The 21605-nt window shown below is 62.8% G+C and carries 16 protein-coding genes; 9 read left to right on the plus strand and 7 right to left on the minus strand.

Translation table 11 applies throughout. The annotated features are described in order from the left end of the window. From NKI37_RS02315 to NKI37_RS02325, 3 genes are all read right to left on the minus strand, one after another. The gene (locus NKI37_RS02315; protein WP_023691000.1) at nucleotides 1-1434 is read right to left on the minus strand and encodes a UbiA family prenyltransferase; all 1434 of its coding nucleotides are present in this window, start codon (nucleotides 1432-1434) and stop codon (nucleotides 1-3) included. Between the two features lie 206 nt (nucleotides 1435-1640). Then, nucleotides 1641-1904: a hypothetical protein gene (locus NKI37_RS02320; RefSeq protein WP_023670370.1), complete on the minus strand. Its 264-nt coding sequence runs from the start codon at nucleotides 1902-1904 to the stop codon at nucleotides 1641-1643. A gap of 144 nt (nucleotides 1905-2048) precedes the next feature. After that, the gene (locus NKI37_RS02325) at nucleotides 2049-4538 is read right to left on the minus strand and encodes a mechanosensitive ion channel family protein (RefSeq protein ID WP_023700342.1); all 2490 of its coding nucleotides are present in this window, start codon (nucleotides 4536-4538) and stop codon (nucleotides 2049-2051) included. Nucleotides 4539-4856: 318 nt separating this feature from the next. Here NKI37_RS02325 and NKI37_RS02330 point away from each other — a divergent pair, with 318 nt between their 5' ends. From NKI37_RS02330 to NKI37_RS02345, 4 genes are read left to right on the plus strand one after another with little or no spacing between them, the layout of a single operon-like run. Next, nucleotides 4857-6116, plus strand: a complete 1260-nt coding sequence (locus NKI37_RS02330; RefSeq protein WP_023670368.1) for a sarcosine oxidase subunit beta family protein — start codon at nucleotides 4857-4859, stop codon at nucleotides 6114-6116. 11 nt (nucleotides 6117-6127) lie between these two features. Next, nucleotides 6128-6424, plus strand: coding sequence for a sarcosine oxidase subunit delta (locus tag NKI37_RS02335; protein ID WP_023670367.1), 297 nt, complete (start codon nucleotides 6128-6130; stop codon nucleotides 6422-6424). Further along, nucleotides 6421-9414: a sarcosine oxidase subunit alpha gene (locus NKI37_RS02340; protein ID WP_352794355.1), complete on the plus strand. Its 2994-nt coding sequence runs from the start codon at nucleotides 6421-6423 to the stop codon at nucleotides 9412-9414. The genes NKI37_RS02335 and NKI37_RS02340 overlap by 4 nt, the downstream gene beginning before the upstream one ends. A 22-nt stretch (nucleotides 9415-9436) precedes the next feature. Next, entirely contained in the window at nucleotides 9437-10024 is a 588-nt protein-coding gene (locus NKI37_RS02345; protein ID WP_352790952.1) for a sarcosine oxidase subunit gamma, read from the plus strand. Between the two features lie 346 nt (nucleotides 10025-10370). On the opposite strand, the gene NKI37_RS02350 is transcribed toward NKI37_RS02345, so the two are convergent. The 4 genes from NKI37_RS02350 to NKI37_RS02365 all read right to left on the minus strand — a co-directional run bounded on the left by NKI37_RS02350 (nucleotide 10371) and on the right by NKI37_RS02365 (nucleotide 13662). Then, nucleotides 10371-11477 (minus strand): MBL fold metallo-hydrolase, encoded by a 1107-nt coding sequence (locus NKI37_RS02350; RefSeq protein ID WP_352790917.1) that lies wholly within the window; start codon nucleotides 11475-11477, stop codon nucleotides 10371-10373. 2 nt (nucleotides 11478-11479) lie between these two features. After that, nucleotides 11480-12085, minus strand: coding sequence for a hypothetical protein (locus NKI37_RS02355; RefSeq protein WP_352790919.1), 606 nt, complete (start codon nucleotides 12083-12085; stop codon nucleotides 11480-11482). Next, the gene (locus NKI37_RS02360; RefSeq protein ID WP_352790921.1) at nucleotides 12078-12788 is read right to left on the minus strand and encodes a hypothetical protein; all 711 of its coding nucleotides are present in this window, start codon (nucleotides 12786-12788) and stop codon (nucleotides 12078-12080) included. Before NKI37_RS02360 ends, NKI37_RS02355 begins: the two co-directional genes overlap by 8 nt. Nucleotides 12789-12957: 169 nt before the next feature. Next, a complete protein-coding gene (locus NKI37_RS02365) occupies nucleotides 12958-13662 on the minus strand; it encodes a nitroreductase (protein ID WP_023700347.1) in 705 nt (234 codons plus the stop codon). A 282-nt stretch (nucleotides 13663-13944) separates the two neighbouring features. On the opposite strand from NKI37_RS02365, the gene NKI37_RS02370 reads away from it, so the two are divergent. The 5 genes from NKI37_RS02370 to NKI37_RS02390 all read left to right on the plus strand — a co-directional run bounded on the left by NKI37_RS02370 (nucleotide 13945) and on the right by NKI37_RS02390 (nucleotide 21557). Further along, nucleotides 13945-14487 carry a helix-turn-helix domain-containing protein gene (locus NKI37_RS02370; protein ID WP_352545386.1) on the plus strand — a complete coding sequence of 181 codons (543 nt, stop codon included), beginning with the start codon at nucleotides 13945-13947 and terminating at the stop codon, nucleotides 14485-14487. A gap of 95 nt (nucleotides 14488-14582) precedes the next feature. Continuing rightward, entirely contained in the window at nucleotides 14583-17036 is a 2454-nt protein-coding gene (locus NKI37_RS02375) for a GcvT family protein (protein WP_352545379.1), read from the plus strand. Continuing rightward, nucleotides 17033-17932 carry a homocysteine S-methyltransferase family protein gene (locus NKI37_RS02380; RefSeq protein ID WP_023685239.1) on the plus strand — a complete coding sequence of 300 codons (900 nt, stop codon included), beginning with the start codon at nucleotides 17033-17035 and terminating at the stop codon, nucleotides 17930-17932. Before NKI37_RS02375 ends, NKI37_RS02380 begins: the two co-directional genes overlap by 4 nt. Then, nucleotides 17932-19113, plus strand: a complete 1182-nt coding sequence (locus NKI37_RS02385; RefSeq protein WP_023751629.1) for a pyridoxal phosphate-dependent aminotransferase — start codon at nucleotides 17932-17934, stop codon at nucleotides 19111-19113. Before NKI37_RS02380 ends, NKI37_RS02385 begins: the two co-directional genes overlap by 1 nt. Beyond that, nucleotides 19110-21557 carry a GcvT family protein gene (locus tag NKI37_RS02390; protein ID WP_352790924.1) on the plus strand — a complete coding sequence of 816 codons (2448 nt, stop codon included), beginning with the start codon at nucleotides 19110-19112 and terminating at the stop codon, nucleotides 21555-21557. Before NKI37_RS02385 ends, NKI37_RS02390 begins: the two co-directional genes overlap by 4 nt. Nucleotides 21558-21605: the final 48 nt, after the last annotated feature.

Genomic DNA, 21605 nt, shown 5'->3' on the forward strand with positions numbered 1-21605 from the left:
CTACCAGCCTCCCGCGACCAGAAGGGCGGCGCCGATCACCACGACGATCTGGCTTCGCCAGTCGCGAATGATGAAGATGACCGGATCATCATTCATCTCGTTGCGGCGCGCCAGGATCCAGACCCGCATGGTCAAATACAGCACGATCGGCGCCAGCGGCCAGACCAGCCTGGGATGCGGATAGAGTTCGCGCACGGAGACGCTGTCCATGTAGAGCGCCAGCACCAGCGCCGAGGAGAAGGCCGACGCCATGCCCGCCTGGGCGACGATCTCCTGATCTTCGATGCGGTAGCCGCGACCGGCAATGCGCTCGCCCACCGGAATGGCTGTGGTGCGCAGTTCGACATAGCGCTTCACCAGCGCCAGCGACAGGAAGAAGAAAATCGAGAAGGCGAGCAGCCAGAACGAGACTTCGACCCCGGTCGCCGCAGCACCTGCCAGCACACGCACTGTGTAGAGCCCCGCCAGCGTCAGTACGTCGGCCAGGAGCATGCGCTTGAACGACAGCGAATAGGCTGTGGTCACCACCAGATAGCCGGCGAGCACGCCCAGGAACTCGATCGGCAACAGAAGCCCGGCGGCGATGCCGATCGTCAGCAGAGCGGCCATCGCGCCGAGACCGAACGGTATCGACAGCGCGCCGCTGGCGAAAGGCCGGTTGCGTTTGGTCGGGTGCTTGCGGTCAAGCGCAAGGTCGAAGAAATCGTTGAGGATGTAGATGGCGGAAGCCACGGCGCTGAAGGAGACGAACGCCAGCAGGCATTGCCAGATCATGTTGATGTTGAAGTATTCATGCGACAGCACCATCGGCACCGCTATCAGCGAATTCTTCAGCCACTGATGCACCCGCAGCATCTTGACGAATGTCTTCAATGTCCTTTTCGGCGCCGGCATCCTTTCGGCGCTATGCGCGGCCTGCCAGCGCCTCGCATGGCGGTCGGGCGCCACGACGATGGCGTTGCGTGCGGCTCCGAAAACCTTGAGGTCGTGCCGGCTGTTGCCGGCATAGTCGAAACCGCCGTCGCCATAGGCGGCGATGAGCGCGTCGCGCTTGCGGCCCGAGGTCATGTTGTGGGGACCGTCGGTCGCCAGCACATAGTCGAAGACGCCCAGATGCGCGGCGATCGCCTCGGCGAACTTGCGTGGCGTACCGGTCGCCAGCACGATCTTGCGTCCGTCGCTATGGTCGGCGCGCAGCCGCTGCAGCAGCGCTTCGCGATAGGGCAGCGAGGCCGGATCGATGTCGATGCGGTCTGCGATCGCTTGTTTCAGCCGCGCCGGGCCGGCGGCCAGCCAGAACGGAACCAGGAAAACATAGAGCGGATTCTTCTTGAGCAGGATGAACAGGCCTTCCCAAAGAAGATCGGTCGCAATCAGCGTGCCGTCGAGGTCGACCGCAAGCGGGATTGCGTTCTTGTCCGACCGCGCATCCATGTCCGTTCTGCCCTATTCATAACCGGTTGCGCCGTGTTTCGGCGTCTTCGCACCGGTATAGCGGCGGAACGGCGTATTGAACGTTAAAACGCACGGTTGCAGCCGGTAGGCGCCACGATATTTCCCGCGTCATTGTTAAGCAATCGCTACCGCGAACAATAAAAGGCCGGGCATTGCCCGGCCTCTACTACATCTGCCTGCCGACTTTACTTGATGCGGGCAACGCCACCCGAGATTTCGACCGTTTCCGAGCCGGTCAGGGCCTCGAGGTCACCATTGGGCAAGGTGACGAAACAGCCGTTCGGGCAGAATTCCACGGTTTCGCCGGCGGCCAGCGCCAACTCCGTCTTGCCGCCGCCTTCCGTCACGATCAGCGTACGGGTCTCAGCATCCTTGTTGACCGCGCTGGCGGCAAAGGCCGAGCCACTCGCTGCGGTAAGAGCGATGGCGACGACGAGCGACTTCCACATTTTGCAATATCGGTGTTTCCACACCGCCTCTGTTGCATTTCGCAAGGCATTCTCGCCTTTGCATGTGAGCTTATATGAGATGCAAGCTGAACCGCAACTGAATGCCGCATTCATGCCGCAATCGGTTTGGGAGGAGCTTGGGGCCTAGCTGGGATCGGGTTTGCGGGCCTTGCGACCAGTTTTGGCCAGCCGCTTCGCCTCGGTGGCGGCTCTGGCCTCCGCCTGCTCCTTCTCGGCGAACTCGACTTCGATCTTGTCGTCGTCGATCGGCCATGCGTCGGTCTGCTTGACCTTGACCTCGGCGCGCGGCGTCGAGGGGATTTCTATGTGCTCGGCGTCAAAAGCATCGAGAACGGCAAAGCGGATATCGTTCTGAACGATGGCGCCGTTCAGCACATCGGCCAGGAACACGCGGATCTCGAACTCGAGTGCTGCCGGCCCGAAATTGGTGAACAGCACGAAGGGTTCCGGGTTCTTCAGCACCAGCGCATGGCCGCGCGCAATCTCAAGCAGGACCGCGTGTACCCGCTTGACGTCGCTGCCATAGGCGACCCCGACCTTGATCTCCACACGTCCGAGCTTGTTGCGGTGCGTCCAGTTGCCGACGGCGTTGTTGATGAGGTTCGAATTGGGCAGGATCACCGATTGCCGCTGGAAGGTCTCGATTTCGGTGGCGCGCACGCTGATCTTCTTGACCGTGCCTGATGTGTCGCCGGCGACGATCCAGTCGCCGACCTTGAACGGCCGCTCGGCGAGAAGGATCAGGCCCGACACGAAGTTGGACACGACATTCTGCAGGCCAAAGCCGATACCCAGCGAGAGTGCGCCGGCAACGAGCGCCAAATTGGAAAGATCGATGCCCGCCGCCGAGATGCCGACCAGGCCGGCGAGCGCGACGCCGGCATAGCCGACCGCCAGCCGGATCGAGTTGCGCACGCCGGTATCGACCTTGCCGCGAGCCATAACCGAGCCGTCGAGCCAGCCCTGGAACCAGCGGGTCAGGAAATAGCCGATGATGAAGACGACGATGCCGGTGAGGATGCCGGTGACCGAAATCGTCACCGAACCGACGGTGACGCCTGTCGCCAATTTATAGCCCCAGGCCTGGATATCGCCGGGCTGGAAGCCCCACATCAACAGGATCAGCGGCAGGAACACCAGCACGATCATCAGGTTGATGGCGACGCTGACGACGAGGCCGAGTTGGTCGAGCGCGGTGTCCTCATAGCTGGAATTGGTCTTCAGCCAGCGCCCGATGGACGTGCCGGCGAAACCACCCTCCTCGCCGATCTCGCGCGCCGACAGGAAGCCGATATAGGCGGTGAGCAGGATGGTGCCAGTGACCACGACCTGCAACGAGACGAAGATGGCAAGACCGATATAGCCGAACAGCGCCGCCGCAATCGTGAACAGGCCGAGCGCGACACAGGTGTAGCGCAGCCAGGCCGGCCAGCGGCGCCAGCGCCCAGCGACGTCCTTGTAAGGCTTCAGCAGCGCCATCAGGATCAGGATGACCCCGACGATCACGGTGGCGACAAAACTCCTGGCCACCGTCAGCGACAGAGGCGAGCCCATCTTGTCGTTGACGATCGACAGGAAATTGTTGATGCCGATGACGACTGCCATGGCCGTCGTCAGCCGCACCAGCCAACGCGCCGGGCCGGTCTCGACCTGGATCAGACGCCAGTTCGGCATGCTGGGCGACAGAGCCGCATTGGTCAGGCGGTTGACACAGAACACTATGGCGATGACGGCTGCCAGAGCGTTGAGGAACACGCCTATGTCGCCGCGCAGCACATTGTAGTAGTTGTACAGGAACACCGTCGAGGCGAGGAAGGCGCTGACCGCCAGCGTCGGCAGCAAGGTCGACCAGAACGCCACCGACAGGCGACTGAGATACGTCGGATCTTCAACCGACGCGTCGGGCTCGAAGATGCGCCCAAACAGGCGGCGCCCACCGACCAGAAGCACCACGGCCAACGCAAGCGCCATGAGGGTCGCCGCGAGCATCGCCTGGAACTTGAACTTGAAGGCAAAGCTCAGCCACGACGACACCGCCCTGTAAAAATTGGCGTATTCGTCCCTTGCGTCGGAAAACACCTGCGGGCTCAGTGCATCGGACAGCACATAGCGCTTGGTTAGGCCGCTGCGAAACAGCTCGCTGCGCATATTACCGATCTTCTCGATCAGCGAATTGATGCGAATCGACAGGTTCTGCGCCCCGGCGATGACGGCGTTGATCTCCGCCTTTTCCGACGCCAGCGCCTGGCGCTCGCCGGTCACGATGTCCGGTTCAGGGGGCTGTCCGGCAGCCGGCGGGGCGCCAAGCTGCTCGAGCCTCGAATTGATCTCTCCCAGCCGCGAACGAAACGCCAGCGCGCTGTTCAGCGCACCGCGCGACAGCTCTTCCAGCTGCAGGCGGATCTCGACGAGGGTGGTGTCGTCGACGCCGTCCTCCTGGACTTTCTTCTCCAGAGCGTCGGTTTTCGTCGTCAAACCCTGCAGGATTTTCTGCTGGTCGGCGACCAGCCCGGCAGGCGCCTGGCCCAGCCCCTGCGCCATCGCGCCGAACGAATGCGGCGCCAAGGCAACGAGCGCGAGGACCAGGATCAGGCGAAAGAAGCGAAAAAGCATAATGGTGGCGACTCAAAGGGCGGCAAGGCCGCTTCTAAAGCGGTCCTTGATAGAGACGCTCATCCCGTGGAGCAAGTCGTGGCGAGGTCATGACAGTTGGGCGCCTTGCGGGAGTCGGCCAGTCGAAAAGCCATGGCGCAATCTTGGCTTTGCGCCCGCCGCCTGCTCTATAGTCTGCCGCATCGCACCCGAGCCGGATGGCTTCAGGTCTGTTGGACCTGAAATCATCCGGCTCTACAAATCAAAGATATAGAGCATGATGTCGTCCGAAAACCGCTTCACACTTTTCGGCATCATGCTCTAGGGATGACATGAAGAATGGCGGAATATTCAGCCCTTTCGCTTCTCACGAACGCGCTCAAGGGAAACAAGGACTGGAAGCCGGCCTGGCGCAAGCCCGACCCCAAGGCTTCCTATGACGTCATCATCATCGGTGGCGGCGGCCACGGCCTGTCGACGGCGTACTATCTGGCCAAGGAGCACGGCATCACCAATGTCGCGGTGCTGGAAAAGGGCTGGCTGGGTTCCGGCAATGTCGGCCGTAACACCACGGCGGTGCGCTCCAACTACCTTTTGCCGTCCAACACCCGCTTCTACGAACATTCGATGAAGATGTGGGAGAACCTTTCGCACGACCTCAACTACAACGTCATGTTCTCGCAGCGCGGCTGCCTGAATCTGGCTCACACGCCGGGCCAGTTCGACGACTTGGCAAGGCGCGGCAACGCCATGCGCCATCTCGGCGTCGATGCCGAGCTGATGAGCACCGCCGAGATCGCGCGCCTGGTCCCGGCGCTGGACATGTCGGCCTCCGCGCGCTTTCCCATCGTCGGCGGCCTGATGCAGCCGCGCGCCGGCACCGCCCGTCACGATGCGGTTGCCTGGGGCTATGCCCGCGGCGCCGACCGACGCGGCGTCGACATCGTCGAGAATTGCGAGGTCACCGGCTTCCTGCGCGACGGCGACCGCATCACCGGCGTGCAAACGACGCGCGGAGAGATCCGCGGCAAGAAAGTTGCCGTGGCCGTTGCCGGCAGCACCGGACGGGTGATGCAGCTTGCCGGCATCGACAGGATGCCGATCGAGAGCCATGTGCTGCAGGCCTTCGTCACCGAATCGCTGAAACCTTTCGTCGACACGGTGCTGACCTTCGGCATGGGTCATTTCTACATGTCGCAGTCCGACAAGGGCGGCCTCGTCTACGGCGGTGACATCGACGGCTACAACAGCTACGCTCAGCGCGGCAACCTGCCCATCGTCGATGAGGTGATGAGCGAGATGCTGGCGCTGTTTCCCGGCCTTGCGCGTGTACGCATGCTGCGCTCATGGGGCGGCGTCTGCGACATGTCGATGGACGGTTCGCCGATCATCACCACCGGCCCGCTGCCGGGCATGTATCTCAATTGCGGCTGGTGCTATGGCGGCTTCAAGGCGACGCCGGCCTCGGGCTGGTGCTTCGCATACACCATCGCCAAGGACGAACCGCACGCGTTCAACGCGCCGTTCACGCTCGACCGTTTTTATCGCGGCCTGGTGATTGACGACAAGGGCCAGGGCGCAACGCCCCGGCTGCATTAGGGTTCAAACAAATGCTTATCACTTGTCCCTATTGCGGCCCGCGCGACGTCATCGAGTTCACCTATCAGGGCGACGGCAACCGCGAGCGCCCGCAGCCCAACTCGCAGGACCTCGACGCCTGGAACGCCTATGTCTACGATCGGCTGAACCCGGCCGGCGACCACAATGAGATCTGGCAGCATTCGGGCGGCTGCCGCACCCATCTGAGGATGGTGCGCAACACGGTCACGCATGAGATTTCCAGCACCGGTTTCGCCCGCGGCGACCACAATGCCGCCGCCCGGCACAAAGCCGGAGGCAAGTCGTGAGCCCGCGCCGCACCGAGACCGGCGGCCGCGTCGACCGGCTGCGCACCATCCGCTTCACCTTCGACGGCACGCCCTACACCGGCCATGCCGGCGACACGCTGGCCTCGGCGCTGCTTGCTAACGGCGTCACGCTTTTCGGCCGCTCATTCAAATACCACCGCCCGCGCGGCCTGCTCTCGGCCGGCGTCGAGGAACCGAACGCGCTGGTGACGGTGCTGCGCGGCGAAGTGCGCGAGCCCAACATCGCCGCAACCATGGTCGAGATCTATGACGGGCTGGTGGCCGTCAGCCAGAACCGCTTTCCCTCGCTCGCCTGGGACATCAACGCCGTCAACCAGCTCGGCGGCAAGATCCTGGCCGCCGGCTTCTACTACAAGACCTTCATGGGCCCTGTCTTCGGCCCCCTGAAAGGCACCCGCTTCTGGATGTTCTGCGAGCATTTCATCCGCCGCGCCGCCGGCCTGGGCCGCGCCGGTATTGCCGCCGACACCTCGCGCTACGAGCGCATGAACGCGTTTTGCGACGTGCTGGTGGTCGGCTCCGGCCCGGCCGGCCTGTCAGCCGCCAAGGCCGCTGCCGACCAGGGCGCGCGCGTCATCCTGGCCGAACTCGAGCCGCGTTTCGGCGGCTCGGCCAACTGGTCCGGCGAGGCCATCGACGGCGCGCCGGCCGCCGACTGGGCGGCGCGCGCCGTCAGCCAGCTCGAAGGCCATGACACGGTCCGCCTGCTGCCGCGCACCACGGTGTGGGGCTATTACGACGGCAACACGCTAGCCGCGCTCGAGCGCGTCACCGACCACAAGGAAACGCCCGGCAAGGGCGAGCCGCGCCATCGCTACTGGGCGATCCGCGCCAAGACGGTGGTGCTGGCCACCGGCTCTTTCGAGCGGCCGCTTGTGTTCCCCGGCAATGACCGGCCGGGCGTCATGCTGGCGCATGCCGCCGAGCGCTATGCTAACGATTATGGCGTGCTGCCCGGCGACAGGATCGCGCTGTTCACCAACAATGACAGCGCCTATCGCTCGGCGCTGGCGCTGAGGAAGGCCGGGGCGGCTATTGTCGCCATCGTCGATGTGCGCCCCGAGCTTTCGGCCGAAATGCGCAGCCTCGCCACCGAGGCCGAAGCCGAAATCCTCTCCGGCCATGCCGTGGTCGCCACCGAAGGCGGCAAGGCGCTCTCCGGCCTCAAGGTGCAGCGCTTCGACATGACCTCGGGCGCGCTCAGCGGTGACGCCCGCAGCATCCACGCCGATTGCCTGCTGATGTCGGGTGGCTGGTCGCCGACCATCCATCTCGCCAGCCAGGCCGGTGCCAGAGCCGAATGGAACCCTGCCCGCCAGGCCTTCCTGCCGCCGAAACCGACTCGGCAATGGATTGGCGCCGGCGCTTTCAACGGCAGCTTTTCGACCGTCGAAGCCATCACTGAGGGCCGTGCAGCCGGCCTGTCCGCCGCGGGCGGAGCGGCTGCGCCGGCAGCTTTGCCGGATGTCGAAGCAGCCCCGGGAAACCCCGATCCGGCGCCGGTGTTCGAGATCAAAGCCAAGGGAAAAAGCTTCGTCGACTTCCAGCATGACGTGACTGCCGAAGACGTGCGGCTGGCGCATCGCGAAGGTTTTGTCTCCGTCGAGCATCTGAAGCGCTACACCACGCTCGGCATGGCGACCGACCAGGGCAAGAACTCCAACGTTCCGGGCCTCGCCATCATGGCCGAGGCGTTGGGCAAACCGATCCCCGAAGTCGGAACGACGCGCTTCCGCCCGCCCTATTCCGCGGTGTCGATCGGCTCGCTTGCCGCCGAACGCTTCGGCGATCTGAAACCCGAGCGCCTGACGCCCATGCATGACTGGCACCTCGCCAATGGCGCAACGATGTATTCCGCTGGCCTCTGGTATCGACCAATGATCTACGGCCTTGCCGGCGAGACGGTCGAGCAGGCCTATGTCCGTGAAGCCAGGGCGACGCGCGAAAGTGCCGGCATTGTCGACGTCTCGACGCTGGGCAAGATCGCCGTGCAGGGACCGGATGCCGGTGAATTCCTCGACCGCGTCTACACCAACATGTTTTCTACCCTCCCCGTCGGCAAGGCCCGCTACGGCCTGATGCTGCGCGAGGATGGGCTGGCCTTCGACGACGGCACCACCTGGCGGCTCGCCGAGCAGGATTTCCTGATGACCACCACCACGGCCAACGCCGGCAAGGTGATGCAGCATCTGGAATATTTCCTCGACGTCATCTGGCCGGAGCTGAAGGTGCACGTCACCTCGGTAACCGACGAATGGGCGGGTGCCGCCATCGGCGGGCCGAAGGCGCGGGCTATCCTCGCCGCCTGCGTCACCGGCACAGCGGTCGACAACACAGCCCTGCCCTTCATGGGCATCGTGCACGGGCAGATTGCCGGCGTGCCGGTGATGATTTGCCGGCTGTCCTTCTCCGGCGAGATGGCCTTCGAGGTCTATTCCGGCGCCGGCTACGGCACCCATGTCTGGGAACCGCTGGTTGAGGCCGGCAAGCCGTTCGGCCTGGTGACCTACGGGCTGGAAGCGCTGGGCACGATGCGCATCGAAAAGGGCCATGTCACCGGCGCCGAGATCGACGGCCGCACCACCGCGCGCGACCTGCATCTCGACTGGATGCTGTCCAAGAAGAAGCCCTTCATCGGCTCGGCAATGATGGACCGCGAAGGCCTGATCGCGCCCGAGCGGCTGCAGCTGGTCGGCCTGGTCTCGCTCGACAACCGGCCGTTCAATGGCGGCGCCCACATCGTCGAGGAGCTGGACGAGGCCAATCCGCACGATTCCATCGGTCATATTACCGCCTGCTGCTACTCGCCGGCGCTGGGCAAGCACATCGCGCTCGCTTTGGTCGAAGCCGGCAAGGCGCGCCATGGCACCCGCGCGTTTGTCTCCGATCCGCTGCGCAAGCGGTTCGGGCCGGTCGAGATCGTCTCAAACCATTTCTACGACCCGGACGGGAGCCGCATGCATGGCTGAGCGCCAATCACCCGAACGCCAATTGCCCGAGCGCTTGTCGCCGCTCGAGCCGGTTTTCCATCCGGGCTCGCACGGTAATTTCGAGCACGGCGTTGATGTCATCCTGACCGAGGCCAGGCCCGGTTCGATCCTTCAGCTCGCCGCATGGCCGGGCGAGGAAAAGAAGTTGATATCAGCCATTCGCACCGTCACCGGCCTCGGCTTACCCGATGGCGCCGGCGGCGGCATTGCCGATGGCGTGAAGGCCGTGTTCGGTTTCGCGCCAGGAAAATTCACCGTCGTCGACGAGGCCGAGGACCTGGCGTCGGCATTTGCCAAGGTCGTCACCCCGGCCATCGGCACGGTCACCGACCTGTCGCATGGCCGCACCGCGATCCGCATCGCCGGACCGAAGGCCGAATGGGTGCTGGCGAAATTCTTCGCCATCGACTTTGCGCTGCCCGCCTTCCCCATCGGCGCCGGCCGCTCGACCACCCATCACGACGTCTTCGCGCAAATCCAGCGCACCGGCGCCGACCAGTTCGACATCTATGTCTTCCGCTCCTTCGCCCGCTCGTTCTGGAAGGCGCTCTGCCATGCCAGCGAGGAGGTCGGCTACGAGGTGCAGTAGGGCCAACGGCCGTTCTGGCCTCAAGGCCAGCCGGATTGCAAGCACTTGGTTGGGGGCATTGGTCGAATTCCAAGGGCTCGTGATCCGGCTGCTCGTGCCACATCACCTGCCGGAAGTCGCGCCGGTCGACCTGCTGGCCGCAGATCGGGTAGGTTCGTGCCCGTCGCGCGGCGTGTGAGGCATGCCGGGCTTAGGTGGCCCAAGGTCCGCAATTCTCGTCATTTGGCGAAGTCCCTGGGCACGCCATCCTCGAGGCTGAATTCGTGTGTGCTCCGCGCATCCTCATCGACAACACGGAAGCCATTGAGAATCGGATGAAAGGGTTAGCTCCCAAGCTGAAAACCACCTATGATTCCTCTCTCACATAGTCTGCGAGATGGCATGCATTGCCGCTAAGTGCTATCGAAACTTGGGCACCCGGCGGGGTAAAGCGGGCGCGTACGAAACCCGCCGGAGTAAGAGCGGCGGTGATTCTCTGCGCTACCTCTGAGATTGTCTTTTCGACTGCTCGCGGCCGATATCGGCGAAGTTTGCTGGGCGACAACGTGGCAGTAGTGTAACTTTGTGGAGCGTATCCAAGAATACGGTCAACATCGGTATCTCTTGGGAGGCCCCATCCTTTGCTATAGGGAGTGAGCATCGCTGTCGGCTCGCTAAACAACATTTCCGACCAAACGCCATCATGGTGTCCGTTTGATGAGCCGTGGTGGGGAATCTTGAACAGGATCGCCTTTCCAGGCGGTCGTCCAGGATCTGCCAAAACGGCACTCCAGCCAAGATCTGGCCTCCCAACTTCCTCCAGGTCGGCACCCAGCAGAATGGCTTGATTTCCAACTCTGATCCATGTGGCAACAGATAGATCATTGTGCTCAGGTTCGGGAACTCGCCTCTTCGGTGACATTACTTTAGGCAGCTGCGATGCGATGTGGGCCATGGCTAGGCCGAACTGTGCGTCCGATGGTGAAAGCCCCCACACCTCTACTTCTGGCAGCCCGTCGACTGAGGGCCTCTGAAGAAGACGCTTGGCCGCTGTGATCGCAGTCACCTTTCGGCCAGATCGCTTCAGAGTGTTCACCGCAGCTGAGATTTCATCGACTCCAGAGCTGACGATCGAATTCTTTGATCGGCCGAACAACTCGACGAAGTTAAGAAACTCATCCTCTCTAAATGCTGCCGAGAGGCCAACGCGGGCGGCTTTGCATTGGCCGACAACTTCGCTTAAACCCCGAATATGATCGTCATGCCAGTGGGTTATGATAATAAGTTCTACGGCGAGGGCTACATCCACACCAATCGAGGCGAGATATGCCAGAGCGGCCGGCTTTTTCGTGGTGCGATCAATACAAGAATCGACGATGATCCATTTTCCGCCGCCTACATGGACTGCGCTGGACTCGCCAAACCCCGGCCCCAGCAGACACACCTCGACCTCATTGGCCAAAGGCGGTTTCACCGCTAATCTTCCCAGACTAGGGCCGACTTCAGGTCCTGCGCGCGCTGTCGAGCGGACAACAAGTCCATTTTTGTCCAAGCTGGTAGCCGGCGGAAAACTATTTGGGATACCCTACGCTTCGATCCGTTAGGATCCCTAAGATAACCGATCACCCAGCGAAAGATGGCTCCAAGCTTCAGTAGTTCGAGATCACCTTGGGACAAATCATCGAGGAGCAGTTCGACCTCTTCTTCTTCTGTACTGCTCCCCGCAGTGACATCGATAAGCAGTGCAGTGAATGTTTCATCAGAGATAGCCGTCACATAGCCTTCCCACTCCTGCAACGCCTGCATGAAAGAGGGTCGCGTTGCAACACCCCTTGCAATTAATGGGACGCGTCGCGTTTTGTTGTGAAGTGTTGCGGGGTCGGTCTCTTGCTGGGGTGGCTTCTGCGCGATCTCGTCGCGTATCTCCTCTTGCTCCTTTTCGGGCAGATTGACGAAGTTTGTTTCAGCCTCTCGGATAGGCATAGGCACCGTCAATCGGTCTACGCCCACTCTCCAGTCCCAACCAGTTCGCCACTCTGTCGGGGTGTTATCGATAGCTTTGGTGGACGTCACGTTAAGCATGAGCGGTAACGAAATCTCTCAGAGACATGACTTGATCGACTAACCCCTCTGATTTCCGAATGGAGGTTTCGAATCGAGCAGTCAAGAAAGCCAGTATTTTTGCAGTCGCGTCAAGATCGTTATGATCAATAATTTCACAATGGTCATTCACTCTCACGTACATGCCTGTATTTCCGCTGATCCTGACAGAAGGTTCTACTGTCACGTTCAAAGAACCCTTGAATTCGCCTTCCGTCCATCGCTCCCGCATCGTCAGATGCGATAATCCACCGCGATTAGGCACGTCTCGAGCGCCAATCTGCTCGCCCCAGGTACCCCAAGGTTCCAGAGGCGCCAACATCCTTCCGATCGCGTTTCGAACCGGTTCCTTCTCGACACTAAAGTGGACGTTTCTATTTATGCCAAACTGGAAAATGGGCGTATGCGGCAGCCTTTCAACGAAAATCCTCCCTACCAAATCAACAAGCGGCACCCACGGCGCTTGGGTAGTCTCTAGTGAAAACTGTCCAGTGTTGACTGTCACGGTCATATTAGCCAACTCGAACTTGGTGGCCTCAGGATGGATAACCAGGATGTTCGCCGCGTCGGCTTCCTGGGCCGTGATCAGGTCTTGGCTACTCAACCAATGTGGAGTGAATATAGCAGGATTTAAATGCCCCACCAACACGACCGACGCGCCGCCGATTTCAGGTTCAATTCGCATGGCTGTCATTCCCGAGGTGCCTGCAGCGTACCATGCTGAGTTAACAATGTGATGAAAAAGGCCGCAACCCCGTTCAAACTCGAGGTGGTCGCTTTACCAGCAATTCCAGGAAAGTGTGAAGCGGTTTTCCGTCCGGAATTGCGCCAAAACAGAGCCGGCTGGCCGGCCTTTATTCGCTGAACGTCACCCACTCTTCCAGCGGCACGCGGTCAGTCCGAAAATCGTTTTCGGGCTTGGACGTATCCTCGAGGCCTAGCGCCATGCCGCAGACGACGATCTCCTCGTCGGGAATGTTGAGCACCGGCCGGATCTGCCGGTGATAGGGCGCGAAGGCGGCCTGCGGGCAGGTGTGCAGGCCCCTGCCTCGCGCCGCCACCATGATGTTCTGCAGGAACATTCCGTAGTCGATCCACGAGCCTTGGTTCAGCCGCCGGTCTATGGTGAAGATCATGCCGACCGGCGCGTCGAAGAAGACGAAGTTGCGGTCGTGCTGGGCGCGCATCTTGTCGACCTCGCGGCGACCGATGCCGAGTGCCCCGTAGAGCCCGAAACCGTTGGCGCGGCGGCGGGTGAGATACGGCTCGAAGAACTGGGTGGGGTAATAGCGATACTCGTCCCAATCGGCCTTTTCGGCGCGGATACCGGAATTCAGGATGGCATCGGTGATCTGCTGCTTGACCTCGCCCTTGACGACATAGACCCGCCAGGGCTGCATATTGGTGCCCGAAGGCGCGCGCGCGGCGACGCCAAGAATGGCTCGGATCGTCTCGTCATCGACCATGTCGGGCAGGAAGGCGCGCACTGAACGGCGCGAGATGATCGCCTCGTCGACAACAGCCGCGTTATGCGCTGCCAGGCCGTTTTTTTCCAGCATGGGCCGTCCCTTTGCGCACACTTCGAAAGCCGAACCGGCTATCGGAGAAGACCTTGCGCAGATTTCAATCCTTGGTCGCCGACCCGCATTCCCACACCCGCCGCTCGTGCCAGAGCCTTTGCATGAACCGCCAAAATGGCGCAAGCAAATCTTGTGTGCCCATGAAAATCCGCTTGATTTTTTCACGGACATGAGCTCTCATGAAATTCATTTCCAGATTTTCATCAAGTGAGCGTTTTGGCCCCAGCTATCCCCAAAACATTGCAGGGACCTGACGAGCGCCTGCTGGCGAGCGACATCCGTGCGCTGCGCAAGGCGCGCGGGCTGACGCTGGCTGAGATCGCGCTGAAGCTTGGCCGCTCTGTCGGCTGGGTCAGCCAGGTCGAGCGCGGCCTGTCTATCCCTTCACTTGGCGACCTCAGGGCTTTCGCAGACCTGTTCGGCGTGCCGCTCAGCCTGTTCTTCAGCCACGACGTGCCGATCGAAAAGGAGCGCGGCTTTGTCGTGCGCGCCGGCAGCCGGCGCACGCTTGGCACAAGCGAATCTGGCCTGGTGGAGGAGCTTCTGTCGCCCGATCTCGGCGGTAGTTTCGAGATGGTGCGTTCGATCTTCGCGCCGGGCGCCGAGATGAAGAGCGAGCAGCTGCGGCCGACCGAGGAAGCCGGCTACATCGCCTCTGGCATTTTCGAGATCGAGATCGCCGGCGTCTGGCACCGTCTTGTCGAAGGCGATTCCTTCCGCTTCGAGCGCAAGCCATACCGCTGGCGCAATCCCGGCAGCGAGCCGGCCGTGGTCATCTGGGTGGTTTCGCCGCCTGTTTATTGAATGCATCTCGCCCAAAGTGTGCAGCGGTTTTGGGACAACGACATGCATCAAGCAAAAAATAGAAGCGCAGCGCGCTTCAGGTTTGGGAGAAGAATATGGCCGGTTTGCCGACGACGGCACGCGTGGTGATCATCGGAGGCGGTGTCGTCGGCACCTCCTCGCTCTACCACCTTTGCAAGGCGGGCTGGACCGATTGCGTGCTGCTCGAAAAGAACGAGCTGACATCGGGCTCGACCTGGCATGCCGCCGGCAATGTGCCGACCTTCTCGTCGTCCTGGTCGCTGATGAACATGCAGCGCTATTCGACCGAGCTCTATCGCGGCTTGGCTGATGCCGTCGACTATCCCATGAACTACCACATTACCGGCTCGCTGCGGCTCGCCCACACCAAGGAGCGCATGCAGGAGTTCCAGCGCGCCAAGGGCATGGGCCGCTACCAGGGCATGGACATCGACATTGTCGGCCCTGATGAGATCAAGCGCCGCTATCCCTTCATCGAGACGCATGAATTGAAAGGCGCGCTCTACGATCCGAACGACGGCGACATCGACCCCGCGCAGCTGACGCAGGCACTTGCCAAGGGTGCGCGCGACATGGGGGCAAAGATCATCCGCTTCTGCCCAACCACGGGCGTGCGCCGCGAGAACGACGAATGGGTTGTCGAGACGCCGCAAGGCGAGATCCGTTGCGAGATCGTCGTCAACGCCGCCGGCTACCGAGCCGCGGAAGTCGGCAAAATGTTCGGCCGCGACGTCCCGATGATGGTGATGAGCCATCAGTACATCTTGTTCGAGGAAATCCCCGAACTGGTGGCCTGGTCGAAGGAGCAGGGCAAGAAACTGCCGCTGCTGCGCGACGTCGACACCTCCTACTATCTGCGCCAGGAAAAGAACGGCATGAATCTCGGCCCCTATGAGCGCAATTGCCGCGCGCATTGGGCGACCCACAACGACCCGATGCCGGAGGATTTTTCCTTCCAGCTATTCCCCGACGATCTCGACCGTCTCGAGCACTACCTTGCCGATGCCGTCGCCCGCGTGCCGATCCTGGGCACTGCCGGCCTGTCCAAGGTGATCAACGGGCCGATCCCTTACGCGCCGGACGGCAATCCGCTGATCGGTCCGATGCCCGGCGTTCCCAACGCGTTCGAGGCCTGTGTCTTCACCTTCGGCATCGCCCAGGGCGGCGGCGCCGGCAAGGTGCTGGCCGAATGGGTTACGCAGGGCCAGACCGAATGGGACATGTGGTCTTGCGATCCGCGCCGTTTCACCAGCTTTGCGGCCGCCCCCGACTATAGCGTCGCCAAGGGCATGGAGATCTACGGCAACGAATACGCCATCCAGTTCCCGCGCCATGCCTGGCCGGCCGGGCGCGACCGCAAGCTGTCGCCGATTCACGATCGCATCAAGGCGCTCGGCGCCCAGTTCGACGCCTATAATGGCTGGGAGCGTGCCACCTGGTATGCGCAACCCGGTGACGACACGTCGGAAGAAGCAACACTCACCTTCCGCCGCGACGGGCCGTGGCAGCACCGCGTGCGCGAAGAATGCCTGGCGGTGCGCGACGCCGCCGGCATTCTGGACCTGCCCGGCTTCTCGCGCTTCAACCTCGAAGGTCCTGGCGCAGCCGAATGGCTGGCGCTGCAGGTCACCGGCCTGGTGCCCAAGCCCGGCCGCATCGGCCTCGCCTATTTCGCCGACGACAAGGGCCGCATCGTCACCGAGATGTCGGTGGTGCGCCATGGCGAAGAGCAGATGACGCTGATCACCGCGGCGGTAGCGCAGTGGCACGATTTCGAATGGCTGAAGTCGCGCCTGCCGAAGGACGCGGCTTTCACCCTCACTGACAGAACCGAAGACTATTCGACGCAAATCCTCGCCGGCCCCAGTTCGCGCAAGATCCTGGCCGAGGTCTGTGGCGCGGATCTCTCGCTGCCCTGGCTGACGCATCAGGAAACCACCATCGCCGGCCGCTGGGCGAAGCTGGTGCGGGTATCCTTCGCCGGCGAACTCGGCTGGGAAATCCACACCAAGGTGGGAGACACCGCCGCCATCTTCGACGACGTCTGGACGGCGGGACAAAAACACGGTCTGAAACCGTTCGGCATGTACGCGCTGGATTCGCTGCGCCTCGAAAAGGGCTACCGGACCTGGAAGGGCGACCTGTCGACCGACTATACGGTCCTGCAGGGCGGGCTCGAGCGCTTCGTCAAATGGGACAAGCCCGACTTCCGCGGCAAGGCAGCCCTGCAGAACGAAAAGCAGCAAGGCGTGAAGAAGCGCTTCGTCACGCTGGTGGTCGAAAACCCAGGCGATTGCGACGCGCCGTCCGTGTCGACGCTCTGGCATGACGGCAAGATCGTCGGCGAGACGACGTCCGGCGGATGGGGGCATCGCATCGACAAATCGATCGCGCTCGGCATGCTGCGCGCCGACCTGGCTGAACCCGATACCGCGATCGAGATTGAAATTTTTGGCGATCGTTTCAGGGCGGTCGTGCAGAAAGACGAGCCGCTGTGGGATCCGAAAAACGAAAGACTGAGAGCATGAAGAAAGTCATTCTCACCGATGGCGGCATGGGCCAGGAACTGGTCCGCCGCAGCAGCTCCGAGCCGACGCCGCTCTGGTCGGCCAGGGTGCTGATCGACGAGCCGGATCTGGTGCGTGGCCTGCATGCCGAATTCATCCGGGCCGGCGCTCGCGTCATCACCATCAACACCTATTCGGCAACGCCGGAGCGGCTCGCGCGGGAAGGAGCAGAAGATCTCTTCAAGCCCTTGCAGAAGCGCGGCATCGAATTGGCAAGACAGGCACGCGACGAGGCAGGCGATGCAGCGATCGCCGGCTGCCTGTCACCGCTGTTCGGCAGCTATGCGCCGGCGCTGGCCATATCGTTCCAGGAGACGCTGGACATCTATCGCCGCATCGTCGCCGAGCAGGCCGATGGCGTCGACCTGTTCCTGTGCGAGACCATGGCCTCAGCCGAGGAAGGCCGTGCGGCCGTTACCGCTGCGTCGGAAAGCGGCAAACCTGTCTGGGTGTCTTGGACTCTCGCCGATCACGGCGCGCCGCGGCTGCGCAGCGGCGAAACAATAGCGGCAGCGGCGGACGCCCTCGACGGCCTGACGGTTGCAGCGCGCCTGGTGAATTGCTGCCGGCCAGAAGCTATCGCCGCGGCACTGCCCGAATTGATTGCTCTCGGCGGCCCGGTCGGCGCCTATGCCAATGGCTTCACCTCTGTCGAAGCGCTCAAGCATGGCGGAACGGTCGAAGTGCTGCACGCACGCCACGACCTTGATCCGGATGCCTATGCCGACCAGGCGCTCGGCTGGGTCGCCGCTGGCGCCACCATCGTCGGCGGCTGCTGCGAAGTCGGCCCTGCCCACATCGCCGCCTTGCGCGACTGGCTCGAACAGGCCGGCCACGAAATCTCGGGAGTATCCTGATGCCCAGACCGTCATCGCGCATTTCCGGCATCGTGCCTTCGGGCAAGGATGGCTGGGAGGTCCACACCGAGGCATGGGCCCGCAAGGAGGCGGGCCAGGACATCATCATGCTGTCGGTCGGCGACCATGATTTCGATACGCCGAGCCAGACCATCGAAGCCTGCGTGACGGCGGTTCGCGGCAGCAACCACCACTACACCCCGCTTCCCGGCGTTCCGCGCCTGCGCAGGGCGATGGCGGCGGCCTCGACCGCCTGCACCGGGGTCGAGACGAGCCCCGACCAGGTGATCGCCACGCCGGGCGGTCAGGCCGCCCTTTACGCGGCGGTGCAGGCCGTTCTCGACCAGGGCGACCACGCTATCGTGGTGGCGCCCTACTACGCGACTTATCCCAACACCTTCAGCGCCGCCGGCGCCAGCTTCACCGTCGTCGAGACGCCGGCCGGAGACGGTTTCCAGCCGCACGCCGAGATGATCCGCGCGGCGCTCAAGCCCAACACGCGCGCCATTTTGATCAACACGCCGAACAACCCGACCGGCGCCGTCTATTCGCGTGAGCGTCTGGAAGAGCTGGCCGAGATCTGCCGCGAGCACGATCTCTGGCTGCTGTCGGACGAGGTCTACTGGACGCTCGGCGGCGGCGAGCACATCTCGCCGCGCGGCCTGCCCGGCATGGCCGAGCGCACGCTGGTCATCAATTCGATGTCCAAGAGCCACGGCATGACCGGCTGGCGCATGGGCTGGCTGACCGGCCCGACGCAGATGATCACGCTGTTGACCAATCTCAATCTGGTGACGACCTACGGCCTGCCGGCCTTCATCTCGATCGCCTGCGCCGAGGCGCTGGAGAACCGCTTTGGCGTCAAGGAGATCGCCGAACGCTATGCGGCGCGCCGCACCGTCCTGCTCGACGCCGTGCGCGGCATGAACAATGTCAGCGTGCACGGCTCCGAGGGCGGCATGTATGTCATGCTCGACATCTCCGCCGTCGAGCCCGACGACGAGAAATTCGCCTGGGCCTTTCTCGACCAGGAGAGTGTCGGCGTCATGCCGGGTTCCAGCTTCGGCAAGGCCGCTGCCGGCCACATCCGCATCAGCCTCTGCCAACCGGAACCGGTGCTTCAGGAAGCCGCAAAACGCCTGCGCCGCTTCGCATCCGGCTATCGCCGCGAGGCCGCATGACCAGAAGCATTCCCATCAAGGCCCGCGCGGTTATTATCGGCGGCGGTGTCTCCGGCTGTTCGGTCGCCTACCACCTGGTCAAGCTCGGCTGGACCGACATCGTGCTGCTGGAACGCAAGCAGCTGACCTCGGGAACGACCTGGCACGCCGCCGGCCTGATCGGCCAGCTGCGCGGCTCGCAGAACATGACGCGGCTGGCGAAATATTCGGCCGACCTCTACGTCAAGCTGGAGGCCGAGACCGAAGTCGGCACCGGCATGCGCCAGGTCGGCTCGATCACCGTGGCGCTGACCGAGGAGCGCAAGCACGAGATTTACCGTCAGGCCTCGCTCGCCCGCGCCTTCGATGTCGATGTGCGCGAGATTTCGCCTGGTGAAGTCAAGGAGATGTACCCGCATCTCAACGTGTCCGATGTGGTCGGCGCCGTGCATCTGCCGCTCGACGGCCAGTGCGATCCGGCCAACATCGCCATGGCGCTGGCCAAGGGCGCCCGCCAGCGTGGCGCCGCCATCGTCGAGAATGTGAAGGTCACCAAGGTCCATACCAAGGCCGGTCGCGTCACCGGTGTGTCGTGGGCGCAAGGCGACGACCAGGGCACGATCGAGGCCGACATCGTCGTCAACTGCGCCGGCATGTGGGCGCGCGAGCTCGGCGCCCAGAACGGCGTCACCATCCCGCTGCATGCCTGCGAGCATTTTTATCTCGTCACCGAGCCGATCCCCGGCCTTGGCCGGCTGCCGGTGCTGCGCGTTCCCGATGAATGCGCCTACTACAAGGAAGACGCCGGCAAGATGATGCTCGGCGCCTTCGAGCCGGTGGCCAAGCCCTGGGGCATGGACGGCATAAGCGAGGATTTCTGCTTCGACCAGTTGCCGGAGGACATGGAGCATTTCGAGCCGATCCTCGAAATGGGCGTCAATCGCATGCCGATGCTGGCAACCGCCGGCATTCACACCTTCTTCAACGGCCCCGAAAGCTTTACCCCCGACGACCGCTACTATCTCGGCGAGGCGCCGGAGCTGTCGGGCTACTGGATGGCGACCGGCTACAATTCCATCGGCATCGTCTCGTCCGGCGGCGCCGGCATGGCGCTGGCGCAGTGGATCAATGACGGCGAAGCGCCCTTCGACCTCTGGGAAGTCGACATCCGCCGCGCCCAGCCGTTCCAGAAGAACCGTAGGTATCTCAAGGAGCGTGTCTCCGAAACACTCGGCCTGCTCTATGCGGATCACTTCCCCTACCGGCAGATGGCAACGTCCAGAAATGTCAGGCGCTCGCCCCTGCACGAACAGCTGAAGGCGCGCGGCGCCGTGTTCGGCGAAGTCGCCGGCTGGGAGCGCGCCAACTGGTTTGCGCGAGAGGGGCAGGAGCGCGAATACCGCTATTCCTGGAAGCGGCAGAACTGGTTCGACAACCAGCGCGAGGAGCACCTGGCGGTCCGCAACAAGGTCGGCCTGTTCGACATGACCTCGTTCGGCAAGATCCGTGTCGAAGGCCGCGACGCCTGTGCCTTCCTGCAAAGGCTGTGCGCCAACGATATGGACGTGGCGCCGGGCAAGATCGTCTACACCCAGATGCTCAACCAGCGCGGCGGCATCGAGAGCGATCTTACCGTGTCGCGGCTGTCGGACACGGCCTATTTCCTCGTCGTGCCGGGCGCGACGTTGCAACGCGATCTCGCCTGGCTGCGGCGGCATGTCGGCGAGGAATTCGTTGTCATCACCGATGTGACGGCGGCAGAAAGCGTGCTCTGCCTGATGGGTCCGGATGCGCGAAAGCTGATCCAGAAAGTCAGCCCCAACGATTTCTCCAACGACAACAATCCATTCGGCACCTTCCAGGAGATCGAGATCGGCATGGGCCTCGCCCGCGCCCACCGCGTCACCTATGTCGGCGAACTCGGCTGGGAGCTTTATGTCTCTACCGACCAGGCTGCCCATGTTTTCGAGGCGATCGATGAGGCGGGGGCGGATGTCGGCCTGAAACTTTGCGGCCTGCATACGCTCGATTCCTGTCGCATCGAAAAGGCGTTTCGGCATTTCGGCCACGACATCACCGACGAGGACAATGTGCTGGAGGCCGGCCTCGGCTTTGCGGTCAAAACCGCCAAGGGCGAGTTCATCGGCCGCGATGCGGTGCTGAAGAGAAAAGAAGCCGGCCTGTCGCGCCGGCTGGTGCAGTTCCGGCTGAAGGACCCGCAGCCTCTGCTCTTCCACAACGAGGCGATCCTGCGCGACGGCAAGATCGTCGGCCCGATCACATCGGGGAATTACGGCCACCATCTCGGCGGCGCGATCGGACTGGGCTATGTGCCCTGCCAGGGCGAGAGCGAGGCGGATGTGCTGGCCTCGTCCTACGAGATAGAGATCGCCGGCGAGCGTTTTGCGGCGGAAGCATCGCTGAAGCCGATGTACGATCCCAAGGCGGAACGGACGAGGATGTAGCACCTTTTTACCCTCCCCCTTGTGGGGAGGGTCGGCTCGCAGTCGGAG

It is taken from the genome of Mesorhizobium sp. M0626 (genome assembly GCF_040320665.1).
GTDB lineage: Bacteria > Pseudomonadota > Alphaproteobacteria > Rhizobiales > Rhizobiaceae > Mesorhizobium.

Coding starts and splice junctions, on each gene's coding strand:
- NKI37_RS02315 (WP_023691000.1), bottom strand. CDS start 1,434: ATGGATGCGCGGTCGGACAAGAACGCAATCCCGCTTGCGGTCGACCTC.
- NKI37_RS02320 (WP_023670370.1), bottom strand. CDS start 1,904: ATGTGGAAGTCGCTCGTCGTCGCCATCGCTCTTACCGCAGCGAGTGGC.
- NKI37_RS02325 (WP_023700342.1), bottom strand. CDS start 4,538: ATGCTTTTTCGCTTCTTTCGCCTGATCCTGGTCCTCGCGCTCGTTGCC.
- NKI37_RS02330 (WP_023670368.1), top strand. CDS start 4,857: ATGGCGGAATATTCAGCCCTTTCGCTTCTCACGAACGCGCTCAAGGGA.
- NKI37_RS02335 (WP_023670367.1), top strand. CDS start 6,128: ATGCTTATCACTTGTCCCTATTGCGGCCCGCGCGACGTCATCGAGTTC.
- NKI37_RS02355 (WP_352790919.1), bottom strand. CDS start 12,085: ATGCTTAACGTGACGTCCACCAAAGCTATCGATAACACCCCGACAGAG.
- NKI37_RS02360 (WP_352790921.1), bottom strand. CDS start 12,788: ATGCGAATTGAACCTGAAATCGGCGGCGCGTCGGTCGTGTTGGTGGGG.
- NKI37_RS02365 (WP_023700347.1), bottom strand. CDS start 13,662: ATGCTGGAAAAAAACGGCCTGGCAGCGCATAACGCGGCTGTTGTCGAC.
- NKI37_RS02375 (WP_352545379.1), top strand. CDS start 14,583: ATGGCCGGTTTGCCGACGACGGCACGCGTGGTGATCATCGGAGGCGGT.
- NKI37_RS02380 (WP_023685239.1), top strand. CDS start 17,033: ATGAAGAAAGTCATTCTCACCGATGGCGGCATGGGCCAGGAACTGGTC.
- NKI37_RS02385 (WP_023751629.1), top strand. CDS start 17,932: ATGCCCAGACCGTCATCGCGCATTTCCGGCATCGTGCCTTCGGGCAAG.
- NKI37_RS02390 (WP_352790924.1), top strand. CDS start 19,110: ATGACCAGAAGCATTCCCATCAAGGCCCGCGCGGTTATTATCGGCGGC.